Source organism: Streptomyces flaveolus, assembly GCF_044765825.1.
Taxonomy (GTDB): domain Bacteria; phylum Actinomycetota; class Actinomycetes; order Streptomycetales; family Streptomycetaceae; genus Streptomyces; species Streptomyces flaveolus.
In genome coordinates, this window is sequence record NZ_JBIWKU010000008.1 from 15,002 (window position 1) to 28,719 (window position 13,718).

14 protein-coding genes are annotated in these 13,718 nt (G+C 74.2%); 5 read left to right on the top strand and 9 right to left on the bottom strand.

The window, feature by feature from the left end:
- Window positions 1-41: 41 nt before the first annotated feature.
- Complete coding sequence (locus ACIRG6_RS23670) at window positions 42-347, top strand: hypothetical protein (protein ID WP_364681627.1); 306 nt, start codon at window positions 42-44, stop codon at window positions 345-347.
- A gap of 227 nt (window positions 348-574) precedes the next feature.
- Here the strand turns inward: ACIRG6_RS23670 and ACIRG6_RS23675 are convergent, their stop codons facing one another.
- The 4 genes from ACIRG6_RS23675 to ACIRG6_RS23690 all read right to left on the bottom strand — a co-directional run bounded on the left by ACIRG6_RS23675 (window position 575) and on the right by ACIRG6_RS23690 (window position 4,953).
- Entirely contained in the window at window positions 575-1,606 is a 1,032-nt protein-coding gene (locus ACIRG6_RS23675; RefSeq protein WP_364681625.1) for an SDR family oxidoreductase, read from the bottom strand.
- Between the two features lie 289 nt (window positions 1,607-1,895).
- On the bottom strand, window positions 1,896-3,173 hold the full coding sequence (locus ACIRG6_RS23680) for an FUSC family protein (RefSeq protein WP_403324462.1): 1,278 nt from the start codon (window positions 3,171-3,173) through the stop codon (window positions 1,896-1,898).
- A gap of 40 nt (window positions 3,174-3,213) precedes the next feature.
- Entirely contained in the window at window positions 3,214-3,870 is a 657-nt protein-coding gene (locus tag ACIRG6_RS23685) for an HAD family hydrolase (RefSeq protein WP_403324463.1), read from the bottom strand.
- 45 nt (window positions 3,871-3,915) lie between these two features.
- Window positions 3,916-4,953: a PHP domain-containing protein gene (locus ACIRG6_RS23690; RefSeq protein WP_364681621.1), complete on the bottom strand. Its 1,038-nt coding sequence runs from the start codon at window positions 4,951-4,953 to the stop codon at window positions 3,916-3,918.
- A gap of 136 nt (window positions 4,954-5,089) precedes the next feature.
- On the opposite strand from ACIRG6_RS23690, the gene ACIRG6_RS23695 reads away from it, so the two are divergent.
- The 3 genes from ACIRG6_RS23695 to ACIRG6_RS23705 all read left to right on the top strand — a co-directional run bounded on the left by ACIRG6_RS23695 (window position 5,090) and on the right by ACIRG6_RS23705 (window position 7,389).
- Complete coding sequence (locus ACIRG6_RS23695; protein ID WP_365023466.1) at window positions 5,090-5,899, top strand: SDR family oxidoreductase; 810 nt, start codon at window positions 5,090-5,092, stop codon at window positions 5,897-5,899.
- 50 nt (window positions 5,900-5,949) lie between these two features.
- Window positions 5,950-6,186 carry a hypothetical protein gene (locus tag ACIRG6_RS23700; protein WP_239769172.1) on the top strand — a complete coding sequence of 79 codons (237 nt, stop codon included), beginning with the start codon at window positions 5,950-5,952 and terminating at the stop codon, window positions 6,184-6,186.
- 90 nt (window positions 6,187-6,276) lie between these two features.
- Window positions 6,277-7,389, top strand: coding sequence for an ABC transporter substrate-binding protein (locus tag ACIRG6_RS23705; RefSeq protein WP_364681618.1), 1,113 nt, complete (start codon window positions 6,277-6,279; stop codon window positions 7,387-7,389).
- A 46-nt stretch (window positions 7,390-7,435) separates the two neighbouring features.
- Here the strand turns inward: ACIRG6_RS23705 and ACIRG6_RS23710 are convergent, their stop codons facing one another.
- The 4 genes from ACIRG6_RS23710 to otr(A) form a co-directional block, all read right to left on the bottom strand.
- A complete protein-coding gene (locus tag ACIRG6_RS23710; RefSeq protein ID WP_403324466.1) occupies window positions 7,436-8,683 on the bottom strand; it encodes an RICIN domain-containing protein in 1,248 nt (415 codons plus the stop codon).
- Window positions 8,684-8,835: 152 nt separating this feature from the next.
- Window positions 8,836-9,375, bottom strand: coding sequence for a VanZ family protein (locus tag ACIRG6_RS23715; protein ID WP_350724432.1), 540 nt, complete (start codon window positions 9,373-9,375; stop codon window positions 8,836-8,838).
- A 79-nt stretch (window positions 9,376-9,454) separates the two neighbouring features.
- On the bottom strand, window positions 9,455-10,117 hold the full coding sequence (locus ACIRG6_RS23720; protein WP_364681614.1) for a DUF4230 domain-containing protein: 663 nt from the start codon (window positions 10,115-10,117) through the stop codon (window positions 9,455-9,457).
- 103 nt (window positions 10,118-10,220) lie between these two features.
- A complete protein-coding gene (gene otr(A) / locus ACIRG6_RS23725; protein ID WP_364681612.1) occupies window positions 10,221-12,104 on the bottom strand; it encodes a tetracycline resistance ribosomal protection protein Otr(A) in 1,884 nt (627 codons plus the stop codon).
- A 190-nt stretch (window positions 12,105-12,294) separates the two neighbouring features.
- Between otr(A) and ACIRG6_RS23730 the strand changes: the two genes are divergently transcribed.
- Window positions 12,295-13,248 (top strand): ribose-phosphate diphosphokinase, encoded by a 954-nt coding sequence (locus tag ACIRG6_RS23730; RefSeq protein WP_403324469.1) that lies wholly within the window; start codon window positions 12,295-12,297, stop codon window positions 13,246-13,248.
- On the opposite strand, the gene ACIRG6_RS23735 is transcribed toward ACIRG6_RS23730, so the two are convergent.
- Window positions 13,235-13,600 (bottom strand): anti-sigma factor antagonist, encoded by a 366-nt coding sequence (locus tag ACIRG6_RS23735; protein WP_350724424.1) that lies wholly within the window; start codon window positions 13,598-13,600, stop codon window positions 13,235-13,237. The genes ACIRG6_RS23730 and ACIRG6_RS23735 overlap by 14 nt on opposite strands.
- Window positions 13,601-13,718 lie beyond the last annotated feature (118 nt).

A 13,718-nucleotide genomic window follows, 5' to 3' on the forward strand; every position in this document is an offset into this window, starting at 1 on the left:
TCGCTCGTACGACCCGGCGAACCACCGGAAGGGAGAGCGCCGTGACCGACCACCGCCTCGAAGGACCGGGCGAGAACGGTGTCCCCGTGCCGCGGGACATGCCGGACCAGCAGGCCGGCGCCGGCGAGGACCCCTGGGAGGCCACGCCCTCCCGCGCGAAGCCGGACCCTGCCGACGGCACGGACGACGCCAAGGACGACGCCGAGAAGGCCGGCCGCGACGAGCCGGCCGACTCCGGCGACACCGACGTTCCCGACACGGACGAGGCCGGGACGGGACGCCAGGGCGCACCGCGGTCGGGCAACGTGCACCCCGAGCACCCCGTACCCGACGAGTCGTCCGGCTGACGGCACGCCGACGGCAGGGGCGCCGAGGGGCGCCGCGCACCCCGGCACGGGGCGGGGGGGCGGGGGGGGGGCCCCCCCCCCCCCCCCCCCGCCCCCCCCCCCCCCGGCCCCCCCCCGCCCCCCCCCCCCCCCGCGGGGCGGCCCCCCCCCCCCCCCCCCCCCGCCGCCCCGCGCCCCCGCCCCGCCCCCCCCCCCCCCCCCCCCCCCCCCCCCCCCGCGCCCTGCCGTCAGCCGACCTTGCGCCCCCGCAGCGGTTCCGTGGCCCCGCCCGCGCCCTGCTGGAAGCCCTGGAGGAACTCCTCCAGCACCTCCGTCGCCGTGTGCACCGGGCGCCAGCCGAGCTCCGCGCGCGCCCGCGTGCAGTCCATGAGCGGAAGCCGCAGTACCGCGTCGAACAGGTGCGGGGACGCCGGCAGCAGATGCAGCCCCCACGCGGCGGCGATCGCCGACCGGGCGGCCGTGCGGGGCAGCCGCACCGGACGCGCGCCGGTCATCTCCCCCAGCAGCTCCGCGTCGACCGGCGGGTCGGCCGCCAGGTTGTACGGCCCCCGGGCGTCCTCCGTACGCACCGCCAGCCGGTAGGCGCCCGCCGCGTCGTCGGTGTGCAGCGCCTGCACCCGCAGCCCGGGGATGTCCGGCAGGAACGGCAGCAGTTCGGGGCGGGCCAGCGGCCCGGGCAGGAACTTGCCGCCGAAGATCCTGCGCTGCTCGCTCGCCGACTCCCGCTTGAAGAGGAAGGCAGGCCGCATCCGCACCACCCGGATGCCCGGATGGTCGCGTTCGAAGATGTCCAGGGCCCGCTCCAGGTACGCCTTCTCCCGGCAGTACGCCGCGTCCGGCCAGCCGTGCGTCGGCCACGACTCGTCCACGGCGCGCTCCTTCGGCCCCGGCGAGTACGCGCCGACCGACGAGGCGTGCACCAGTGCCGGCACGCCGGCCGCGGCCACCGCCTCGAAGACCCGCAGGGAGCCGAGGACGTTCGTGCGCCACGTCGTCGCGGGATCGTGCGTCGGCTGGAACGCCCACGCCAGATGGATCACCGCGTCGGCGCCCGCGAAAAGGCCGGCCGCGTCGGCCTGCTCGGAGGCCAGGTCGACGGCGGCCCACTCCGTCTTCGGGGGCGACCACTCGGGGATCCGCCGGGCCAGCCCCAGGACCGAACCGACCTCCGGATCCTCCGAGAGGAGTCTCACCACGCTGGTGCCCACATTGCCGGTGGCGCCCGTCACCACGATCCTGCGGCCCGCTGTGCTGCTCACCTTCCGCTCCTCCCGTCCGCCTGTCAGGTCGGAGGCCACGGGTACCCCGCCCTGCCGCGGGCAAAGAAGAGCCCCGACCGGACGGGGGGATCACGGTCGGGGCGGTCTGTGGTGGATACGGATGGCGGTCGCCTCTCGGCGAAGTGCTCCACAGGGCTTCAGCCGAACGATCGTCCCTGTGGGCAAGAGGTGAGGCCCGGGGACACTGTCCCATCCGTACCCACGCTCTCTTCAACGGCGCGCACCCTGCCGGTGTTCCACCGTCTGTCGCGTTTTGGGGTGATCCGCGTCACTGGTCCCGGGGCTCGGGTCCGATGTCGGCCCACAGGTTCTCGGCCTCGAGCAGCAGCGCGCCCAGCACCGACGCCTCGGCGGCGCGCTGCCCGGCGTGCTCCCGCAGCCCGTCCTGCAACTGCCGGTGCAGCTCCTCCATCGTCTCCTCCGTCGCCTCGGTCGTGTCCTGGGCATCCTTCGCGTCGTCCGGGTGAGGACCCGTGGCCTCGCCCAGCAGGCGGCCGGCCTCCGTGTGGCAGGAGTCGCCGATCTGCTTCAGCAGACGCGCGTACAGGCCGAGGACCGGGCCCCCGGGCGTGGCCGGGGTGCGATTCTCGTCGGCCGCCACGGACAGCGTCCGGGTGAGCGCCGTGATGTTCCCGGTGACCCGGGTCCACCGCTGGTCCTCCTCCTCGGGCGGCGCGGGCGGCGGCGCCCGGTGCAGCGCCCGCAGCGGGCCGGACGTCAGCCGCAGGCTCTCCTGACTCCAGGACCGGGCCGACGCCAGCGCCTCCAGACGCCGCTGCAACCGCGCGGACTCGCCGGCCCACCCGGCCGCGGTCTGCGCGTCCCACTCGTTCTCCCGCAGGTCGCCCGCGATGGTGTGCAGGACGTCGCCCGCCTCGCGGGCCAGCGCCGCGAGGTTCTCCCGGACGTCCCGCAGATGGATCGGCGGCAGCACGAACGCGTTCACCGCGATGCCGATGACCGCGCCGAGCGCCGCCTGCCCCACCCGGTGCCCGACCGCGGACGCGGAGACCGGTGTTCCGGAGGCCAGGACGAACACCGCCGTGGTGGCCGCGTAGACGCCCTGCTGACCGAAGCGCGCCCAGTTGCCGAGCAGCATCAGCAACGGCAGGGACAGGGCCAGCGCCCCCGTGTTGTCGTCGGTGATCGCCTGGGCCGCGGAGGCCACCAGCGATCCGACGCAGATCGCCCCGAACTGCTGCCCGGCCTGGCGTACGGAGCTGTAGACGGTGGCCTGGACGAGGACCACCGCCACCCAGGGAGCCATCAGCGCCATCGGATCGTCGAGCCAGACCCCCGCAACGGCCCAGGCGAGCAGCCCCGCCCCCGCGGCCTTCAGCGACTGGACGACCAGGTCGCGTTCCCGGCCGGGGCCCTGCCAGGCGGCCAGGACGGCCTGCCCGACGGCAGCGGCCTCCCGCCGTACCCGGTCCACCGGCCGCGCTTCGCGCAGCGCCTGCGCCCCGGCGGTCCGCCACCGCCCCCGGCGCCCCGTCCCGCCGTCGTTCCCGGCCGTTCGCCGGGTGTCGCGTTCCACGTCCGTCATACGTGCCGTGCGGTGCCGTGCGTCCCCATGACCGGGCGGCTCATGACAGCGGGCTGTTCGCGAGCGAGGCCAGCAGGTCGGCCGGGTCCGCGTACACCGCGTCCGCGCCCGCCTCCTCCAGATCGGCGCGCGGCAGACCGCCGCACAGCACGCCCACGCAGCGCACCCCGGCGCGGCTTCCCGCGAGCATGTCCCACACCGTGTCGCCGACGAACACCGCACGCTCGGCCGGCACCCCGGCGAGCTCCAGGGCGTGCTCCACCGGCTCCGGTGCAGGCTTGCCCGCGTCGACGTCGTCGGCGCTCGCGGTCGCGGAGATCACGTCGTCCGCGTCGATCGCCCGCCGCAGCGCGCCCAGCTCCGCACCGCCCGCCGAGGTGGCGAGGACGACCTTCCAGCCGTCGCCGGCCAGGCGCCGCAGCAGTTCCCCCGCCTCCGGCAGCGCCGGCAGCCGGTCGAAGTACTGCCCGTACAGTGCCTTGTGGGCGGCGCTCAGCTGCGCGTCCTGGTCCTTGTCCCGGTCCTCGCCCAGCAGACGGCCGATGAGGTCGGTGGAGGCCAGACCCACCGCCCGGTGGACGGCGTGCATCGGCACCCGGTGGCCTGCCTGCCGGAACGCCTCCCACCAGGTCACCACGTGCAGATGATTTGTGTCGACGAGGGTTCCGTCGACGTCGAACACGGCCGCCCGTTCCATGCACCGTTCCTTCCTTCTCGCTGTGTGAGCCCGGCGGGTACCACGTCAGCCGCCCGCCACTCCGGCCGGTACCCGGCCCTCCCGGGTCCAGGCCAGCAGCTCGTCGAGCGACCAGCTGGTCACCACCCGCTCGGCGGGCACCCCGCACTCCTCGGCCCGAGCGCATCCGTGGATCTGCCAGTCCAGCTGTCCCGGCGCGTGCGCGTCGGTGTCGACCGAGAACAGCACGCCCGCCTCCACCGCCCGGCGCAGCAGCCGCCGCGGCGGGTCGAGCCGCTCCGGCCGGCTGTTGATCTCCACGGCGGTGCCGGACTCCGCGCAGGCGGCGAACACGGCGTCCGCGTCGAACTCCGACTCCGGCCGGCCCCGCCCCGTCAGCAGCCGCCCGGTGCAGTGCCCGAGGACGTCCGCGTGCGGATCGCGGACGGCGGCCACCATGCGGCGGGTCATCGAGCGGGCGTCCATCCGCAGCTTGGAGTGCACGGACACCACCACGACGTCGAGCCGCTCCAGCAGCTCCGGCTCCTGGTCCAGCGCGCCGTCCTCGAGGATGTCGCACTCGATGCCGGTCAGCAGCCGGAACGGCGCCCACGTCTCGTTCAGCTCCGCCACCACGTCAAGCTGTTCGCGCAGCCGCTCCGGGGACAGCCCGCGGGCCACCGTCAGCCGGGGCGAGTGGTCGGTCAGCGCCGCCCACTCGTGTCCGAGCGCCGCCGCGGCCCGGCCCATCTCCTCGATCGGGCTGCCGCCGTCCGACCAGTCGGAGTGCAGATGGCAGTCACCGCGCAGCCGGGCCCGCAGCTCCTCGCCGCCGTGGGCGAGCGGTGCCCCGGCCTCGCCCTCCAGCTTCTCCAGGTAACCGGGCACCTGCCCGGCCAGCGCCTCCCTCGCGACCTGCGCCGTCTTCGGGCCGACCCCCTTGAGGGACTCCAGCGAACCGGCCTGTGCCCGCTCGCGCAGCTCGGCGTCGGAGAGCTCGCCGAGCACCCGGGCCGCGGTACGGAAGGCGCGGACCCGGTACGTCGGCTCCTGCGACCGCTCCAGCAGGAAGGCGATCCGGTCCAGCGCCTGAACGGGATCCATCGCCACCTCCTCCTTCGGCACCTCCAGGGTTCCCCAGCGGACCGGGGACCGCACGACGGCACCGGCCGTTTGTCCGCGCGGCCCGTGGGTACTGCGATCCCCCGTCACACCGCCCGCGCCGACGAGGAGGCCTGTCGTGCCCAGTCCCACGCCGACCGACACCAAGGTGGCCGTCGTCACCGGTTCCGACTCGGGGATCGGCCGCGCCACCGCCGTACGCCTGGCCGAGGCGGGCATGGACATCGGCATCACCTGGCACGCCGACGAGAAGGGCGCCGAGCGGACCGCCGAGGAGGTCCGCGCCCTCGGACGCCGGGCCGAGGTCGCCCACGTGGACCTGACCCGGCTGCCCTGGGCCGCCGACACGGTGGACGCGCTGTGCGAGCGGCTCGGCCGGATCGACGTCCTGGTCAACAACGCCGGCACCGGCACCGCCACGCCCTTCCTCGACCTCGGCCTCGACGACCTGCGCCACGTCCTGGACGTCGACCTGGCCGGGCCCTTCCTGTGCGGGCAGAACGCGGCCCGGCGCATGATCCGCCAGGGCGACGGCGGCCGGATCGTCAACGTGACGTCGGTGCACGAGCACCAGCCGCGGGTGGGCGCCGCGCCGTACTGCGCGGCCAAGGGCGGCCTCGGCCTGCTCACCCAGGTCATGGCGATCGAGCTGGCCGAGCACGGCATCACCGTGAACTCCGTGGCCCCGGGCGAGATCGCCACCCCGATGACCGGCCAGGAGGACACCGACCCGCACACCGAGCGCCGGCCCGGCGTCCCGCTCGGCCGTCCCGGCGACGCCCGCGAGGTCGCCGCCGTCATCGCCTTCCTCGCCGGGCCCGAGGCCTCGTACGTCACCGGCGCGTCCTGGAGCGTGGACGGCGGCATGCTCCGCATGGGCCCGATGGCCGGCTCGCATCTGACGAGCGACGACTGGCGGCGCCCCTGAACGGGGGGTCCTGGAGGCCGCTCCCGGGGTTTGCGGCCTACCCTCGACTCATGACCGAAATCGCGAGCCCGCACATCGGCAGTCCGCGGATCCTCGTGCTCGGTGTTCAGCCGGGCACGCCGCCGTTCCGGATCGTGGAGATCGACGGACAGGTGGTCGGAGAGGCGACGACCCTCATCGACGTCCTGGAGGCCGCCGCTGCCTTCGGTATCAAGGTCCACGACCTCGACGACCCCGACGTGGTCCGCTGGGTGGGCGGGGACAAGTTCACCTGGACGCCGCACTAGCCCGTCCCGGCAGTCCGGCCGCCGGGCCGTGCGTCCCGGCAGTTCGGCCAACGGATAATCGGTTGCCCGCCGGCGACGGTGGCGGCTGCAATGTCCGGCATGGTCACCCAGGTGCGCCCGCCCCGGCGGGACGAGACGAACGTCCGGATCGGAGCTCTCGTTCCGCTCACTCCGCCCGGCTGGGCCCAGGCGGGCCGGCACCTGCTCGCCGGACTCGAACTGGCGGTGCGCGAGGTCAACGACGGCGGCGGGATCGCCGGGAGACCGCTCGAGCTGGTCGTCCGGGACACCGCGGCCGACCCGGACAGGGCCGCGTCGGCCGTCGAGGAACTGGCCGGCCTGGGCGTGGCCGCCCTGACGGGGGAGTATCACAGCGTCGTCGCCCGCGCCGCCGCCACCAGGGCCGACGCCCTCGGCCTGCCGTTCCTGTGCTCGTCGGCGGTTCTGGACGCGCTCACCGACCGGCCGACGGACTGGGTCGCGCGCCTCCCCCCGGCGCAGTCCCGCGGCTGGCAGCTCTACGCGGACCACCTCCTCGAGGCGGGGCACAGCCGGATCGCCGTCGCGGCCCAGCCCAGCGCCTACTGGGCGTCCGGGACCCGCATCCTGCGGGACCACCTCGCCCCGCACGGCGGCACGGTCGTCGAGCTCGACATGAGCACGCTGGATCCCACGGCCGTGTGCGACGCACTCGCCGCCCGTCGCGCGACGGCCCTCCTGCTGCTGGTCGGCCACCCGGAGCCCGCGGTGTCGCTCGTCAGGGCCGTCCGCCGCGACCCGCGCCTCGACCACGTCCTGATCGGTGCTCCCGCCGGACAGCCGGAGTTCGCCGACTGGACGGCGTCGCTGGGCGACGACGGCGCCGCCGTCCCGTTCCTGCGCTACCTGCCCGAGCGGCTCGGCCCCCTCGGCGCACGCGTCGAGTCGGCCCTGCGCGAGCGGCTGGCCGAAGCGCCCTCCTTCGTCGCCTTCGAGGGGTACGACGCCGTCCTGGTCCTCGCCGAGGTGCTGCGTGCCGGCGGCACGGACCGGGCGCGCATCGCCGGGTCCTGGCCGCGGATCGCGGTCGAAGGCACCCGCGGGCGGATCCGGTTCTCCCGCGCGCCGGGCGTCAGCGTCTGGCAGTGGACGTGGTCGCCCGTCCAGGTCGTCGACCGGGATCCGGCGCAGCCCGGTCGCTTCCGGATCCTCCACACCGGCTGAGAGAAACCGGGGGCCCGCGTACGGACCCCCGGTTCCCGGCACCGCGTCAGCCGACCGTCCACTTCTGGTTGGCGCCGCCCGTGCAGGTCCAGATCTGCAGCCGGGTGCCGTTGGCCGAGCTGTTGCCGGTGGCGTCGAGGCACTTGTCGGCCTGCGGATTGACGATGTCGTGCGCGCCGGTGACGACCCAGCGCTGGGCGGCGCTGCCGTTGCAGTCCCACAGCTGGACGACCGTGCCGTCCGCGGTGCCGCCGCCGTTGACGTCCAGGCACTTGCCGAGCGCCCGGACCGTGCCGTCGGAGCCCACCGTCCACCGCTGGGCGGCGGTGCCGTTGCAGTCGTAGAGCTGCACCGGGGTGCCGTTGGCGGTGTTCGCGGCGGCGACGTCCACGCACTTCCCGGCCAGGCCCCGGATCGCGCCGCCGTTCGCCGAGTCGCTCGTCGTCACCGACACGTGGTCCACCACCAGTGTCTGCGGGAAGACCGTGGAGCCGTCCGGGTCGCCGGGCCAGTAGCCGCCGACCGCCAGATTGAGGATCAGGAAGAACGGCTTGTTGAACACCCACTGCCTGCCGCCGAGATCGGCCGGCGTGCGTCGCTGGTAGACGTTGCCGTCCACGGACCAGGTGATCGAGTCGGGCGCCCAGTCGACGGCGAAGGTGTGGAAGCCGTCCGCGAAGGCCTGGCCGCCCGGCAGGGTGTAGCCGGCGCCGATGCCGCCCGAGCCGGAGTAGCCGGGGCCGTGGATGGTGCCGTGGACGGTGGAGGGCTCGAAGCCGACGTTCTCCATGATGTCGATCTCGCCCGAGTCCGGCCAGTTGACCGGTGTACCGAGCATCCAGAACGCCGGCCACATCCCCTGCCCGCGCGGCACCTTCATCCGCGCCTCCACGTGCCCGTACTGCGCGGTGAACTTCCCGGAGGTGTTGAGCCGGGCCGAGGTGTACTGGCAGGTGCCGTACCAGCACTGGTAGTTGGCCGGGTTCTCGCGGCGGGCCGTGATGACCAGGTGGCCCTGTCCGTCCAGGGCCGCGTTCTTGTTGCCGGACGTGTAGTACTGCCGTTCGTGGTTGTTGACGTTGTCGCCGGTCTCGATCTGCCACTTCGAGGAGTCGACGGCCGCACCGGCCGGGCCGTCGAAGGTGTCGGAGAACGTCACGGCGGCGGCCGCGGTGCCGGCGGTCCCGGCGTCTTCGGGTCCGGCCTGGGCGGGGCCGGTCACGAGTGAGGCGGCCAGTCCGGCGGACAGGGCGGCGGCGAGGAGACATCTGCGGAGCAGGTGTGGGCGGACCACGGCTCTCCCTTCCGTACGGCGTCCCGGGGCGGGAGCGCCGGCAGAGGTGGGGGGTAAGGGTGTCGCCTCTTGATTTAAGAAGTGAGATAAGGGTCCGTCAATACTTTGGTACGGACCACTTGACCCCTTCTCGGGCAGGAGCCCGGCCCCGTTCAGTCGCGGGGCCGGCGCGCGTGTACCGCGCGGCTCGTCCGCCGGCCCAGGAGCAGGTAACCGATCAGCGCGCCCGTGCTGTTGAGGATCACGTCGTCGATGTCGAAGGCCCGCCCGGTGACCAGGGCGCCCTGCGCGAACTCCACCAGCAGCATCACCACGGCGGTCAGCAGCAGCACCCGCAGCACCCCGCGCGTGCGCGGCGCGACCACCGGGACCAGGACGCCGAAGGGAACGCCCAGCAGCACGTTGCCGCCGACCTGCTTCAGGGCGTCGCGCAGCGCGGGCTGGTCCAGATACGCCCGCAGCGAGCGGCCGGGATGCATGTTGGTGTGCGTCAGTGCCTCCGAGGCGGGGGAGGGGTGCAGGGTCAGCCGGGCCAGCACCGCCGCGAACGCCACCATGAACACGAAAGCGCACGCCATCGCCAGCAGGCGCAGTGGGAGGGCGAGCGGGCGCCGCTCGCGCCGGTCGGCCTCCCGTGCCTTGGCGGCACGGGGGCGCAACAGGGAACTCGGTCGTGGGACGGCACGAGCCATTCGGTCCTCCAGTCGTCAACTTCCCCGCGTCCTTGGGCGGTTACCCGCGAAGCCGCCGGGGATGCCGGGGTCCTGTGGTTCAGGAGCCGTAGGTCACCCGCACCTCCTCGAAGCCGAGGGAGTGCAGCAGGCCCTGGAGCATCGCCGTGGTGTTGCCCTCGGCGCGCGCGGTCAGCTCGCTCTCCTTCGCGGCGTCGCCGATGTGCCGGGCCGCGAGCTTCTGTACCGCCTGCTCGCCGTTCGGGTTGTCCGAGAACAGGTCGCCGAGCCGGTCGAGGAGGCCCCGCTGCTTGGAGACGGCGTACGAGTGCTCCGGGTCGAGGGCCGGTTCGCCCAGCGCGGCGTGCGGCAGCCGCAGCGTCGCCGACGTGCGGTCGCCGTCGACGGTCACGTCGTCCTCGCCCATCTGGCCGAGGTCGACGTAGGCGTCGACGGTCCCGGCACCGACGTACAGGGTGCGGGTGCCGCGTATCGCGTCGGGCAGGAACTTGGCGTCCTTCTCCAGATCCACGACGACCTGGAAGGAGCCGGAGGCGGCCTCGTAGCGGCTGATGTCCTGGATGGACTTCAGCAGCGCGGGCCCGGAACGGTCGTGGGTCTCGGAGCCGAACAGGTCCTTCAGACCCGGCAGCACGCTGAGCCGCAGTCCCGCGAACAGTACGACGAGCACCAGCACGATCGCGCTCAGCGCCTTGGCCCAGCCGGGCATCCGCCCGGGGAGGCGCCTGTTGGGAGTCGTCATGGTGACGGCCCTCCTTCCTACTGTCCGCATGCCCCTCATCTCCCGTGCCAGGCGCAGCAGTTGGCGATCAGGCGGGAGTGTCGAGGCAGGGGGGCGGCCGTGGTCAGCGCGGTGGCTTCAGCGGCCGGTCCCGCGACGGCCGGGAGGACCACACCCCCTCCCCGCGTGTGAGCCCCGGCAGACGCAGTTCGGCCTCACGCACCCGCCGGGCCGGCAGTTCACCGGTGATCAGCCAGGCGGGGTCGCCCCCCGTCGTCCCGGTGAAGTCCGCGCCCAGTGCCGCGAGATGGGCGGTCACGGACGCCAGGGCGTCCGGCGGCACCTCCGCCTCGAACGCGTGGTACGGCTCGTAGAGGCGGGTCCCCGCCCGCCGCAGGGCGCGGCGCAGCACGATCGGGGTCAGCCCGCGGAAGTCGGCGGCCGTGCTGACCGGGGAGCTGAAACCGGAGCGGATCAGCGTCACCCGGTAGTCGGTCACCGCGGCACCGGTCAGGCCGGTCAGCAGCGTGGCGTGGACCGTCTCCTCCACGGCCTGGTGGAAGGCGCGGGGGAGCGCGCCGAGCTCCGTCTCGTGGGCGAACACGCCGCCCGAGCCGCGCGGCCCCGGCTCCACCCGCAGCCCGATCGTCGCCCAGTAGCGGGCGTGGTCGTGCCACGGCATCTCGTCGACGGCCTCACCGGTGCCGTCCGGCCGCTCCAGGAACCGGACGCGCCCCGGTGAGAACTCCGCCTCGATGCCGAAGTCCCCGGCCAGGGTCGCCGCGAGCACCTCCATCTGCACCTCGCCGTACAGCAGCAGGGCGGTGGCGCCGGACTCGGCCGGGCGGGCGTGCAGCAGCGGGTCCTGGTCGGCGAGGGCGAGCAGCGCCGACCGCAGCGGCGCCGCCTGCTCGGGGCGCCGGGCCCGCACGAGGGTCTCCAGGGTCGGCGGCGCGAACTGCGGCGCCCGGTCGGTGACGCCGCCGAGCCGGTCGCCGACGCGCAGCGCGGCCGGTCCCGACAGGGCGGCGATGTTCCCCGCGGTGAGCGTCCCGGCCCCGCCGATCACCTCCAGGCGCGTCACCCGGCCGCGGACCTCGCCGGTCCGGCCGTCGGACTCGCGCCGCAGGAAGGTCAGCCGCTGACGCGGGCGCACCTCGCCGTCGTACAGCCGCAGATACGCGGTCCGCTCACCGCCCGGTCCCGGGCGTACGGCGAACACCGTGCCGCGCGGTGGCACGGGACCGGCCGCCGGCGAGCGGGCGGGGACCAGCCGGACCAGGCCCTGCGCCAGCTCCGCGACGCCCTGGCCGCCGAGCGCCGAGCCGAAGTACAGGGGGTGGAACGAGCCGTCGGCGGTGCGGGCGGCGAGCGCGGCGCGCACCTCGTCGGCGGTCGGTTCCGGGCCGTCCACGACCGCCGCCAGGATGCCCGTGTCCACCTCGGCGAGCGCCTCGGCGGTACGGGCGCGGACCAGCGGGTCCGTCAGACGGCGGGGCCGCACGCGGGCACCGGCACCGCCGAGCCCGGCGGTGACCTCCGTCAGGGGCACGACGTGCGGGGTCAGCCGGTGCCGGATGTCGGCGAGCAGACCCTCGGCGCGGGCACCGGCCCGGTCGATCTTGTTGACGAAGACGAGCGTGGGCAGCCGCAGCCGCCGCAGAGTGCGCATCAGCACCCGCGTCCGCGCCTGGACGCCCTCCACGGCGGACAGCAGCAGCACCGCGCCGTCCAGGACCTCCAGGGCGCGCTCGACCTCGGCGGTGAAGTCGGAGTGCCCGGGGGTGTCGATCAGGTTGACCTGGGTGTCGCCGACGGTGAACGCGGCGACCGCGGAGCGGATGGTGATGCCGCGCCGGCGCTCGATCTCGCCGTCGTCCGTACGGGTGTCCCCGGCGTCGACGCTGCCGAGCCGGTCGACGGCCCCGTGGTCGAACAGCAGCCGTTCGGTGAGGCTGGTCTTACCGGCGTCGACGTGGGCCAGAATTCCGATGTTCAGGGTGTGCATGCGGGGATGAGTCCTCGAGAACCGTGGGCCGGAAGGGGCACTGGGCGATGTCGAGGAGTCGGCGCATGCGAGGGATCCTGACCTGAGGGAACACGGACGGCGTCATCATGACGCCTTCCCCCGGGCCCGCCGCAACCGGATTTCCGTAAGCTGAGGTTCCGGCCGGACAGGATCACGCGAGGAGCGATCCGTGCGAGACATCGCCGTGTTCAGCGGTAGTGCCCACCCCGAGCTGGCCGAGGAGGTCTGCGCGCAGCTGGGCGTGCCGCTCAGCCCCGTCCGGGTCAGCCGGTTCGCCAACGACTGCCTCGAGGTGCAGCTTCGGGCCAACTGCCGGGAGCGGGACGTCTTCCTGATCCAGCCGCTGGTCAAGCCGGTGCAGGAGCACCTGGTGGAGTTGCTGCTGATGTGCGACGCGGCCCGCGGGGCGTCGGCCGGGCGCATCACCGTCGTCCTGCCGCACTACTCCTACGCCCGCTCCGACAAGAAGGACGCGCCGCGCATCTCGCTCGGCGGACGCCTGGTCGCCGACCTGCTGGTGGCGGCGGGCGCCGGCCGGGTCCTCGCCATGACCCTGCACTCGCCCCAGGTGCACGGCTTCTTCCCGGTCCCGGTCGACCACCTGCACGCGCTGCGCGAACTGGCCGCGCACTTCCGGCAGTACGACCTGTCCCGCACCACGGTGGTCTCGCCCGACCTCGGCAACGCCAAGGAGGCCGCCGCCTTCGCCCGGCTGCTCGGCGCCCGGGTGGCGGCGGGCGCCAAGCAGCGGTTCGCCGACGACCGGGTCAGCATCAGCGCCGTGATCGGGGACGTCGCCGGGCGCGACGTCATCGTGCTCGACGACGAGATCGCGGGCGGCAGCACCGTGCTGGAACTCCTCGACCGGCTGCGGGAGCAGGGTCCGCGCACGATCCGGCTCGCCTGCACGCACGGGCTGTTCGCGGCCGGCGCGCTCGGCCGGCTCGGCGAACAGCCCGACGTGCTGGAGATCGTGTGCACCAACACCGTGCCCGTGCCGGCCGACGACCACCCGCAGAAGCTGCGGGTCCTGTCCATCGCCCCGGCGCTCGCCGAGGCCGTGCGCCGCATCCACAACGGCGAGTCGGTCAGCGCCCTGTTCGACGCCACTACGGCGGACTGACGCCGAGCACCTCCGCCAGGGTCGGCCGCGGGGGCAGCAACCGCGCGAGTCCGGTGATCCGCAGCATGCGCAGCGTCAGCGGATGGGTGCACACCAGGTGCACCTGGCCGCCCCCGTCGAGCACCCGGCGCCGTGCCCGGTACAGCAGCCGCAGTCCCGAGCAGTCGAAGAATTCGACCCCGCCGAGATCGAGCACGACCAGGGCGCCGGGACGCCCCGTCTCCCGGTCCAGGTGCGGGACGATCTCGGCGGCCGACGCGATGTCGATCTCGCCGAGGAACTCCAGCACCGTGTGCCCCCGGTCGCGGCGGACGCGCAGATGCCTGGTGAGCGACGCGGATTCCTGTCGCACGACGACAACGCCTCCAGCCTGCTCCGGGGGCCCAACTGCCCAACCTCCCTCGAAAGTTACCCCGAACGAGCGCGTTTGAGCATGTTCGATTGACATATGTCATCGAACTCTCACGGCG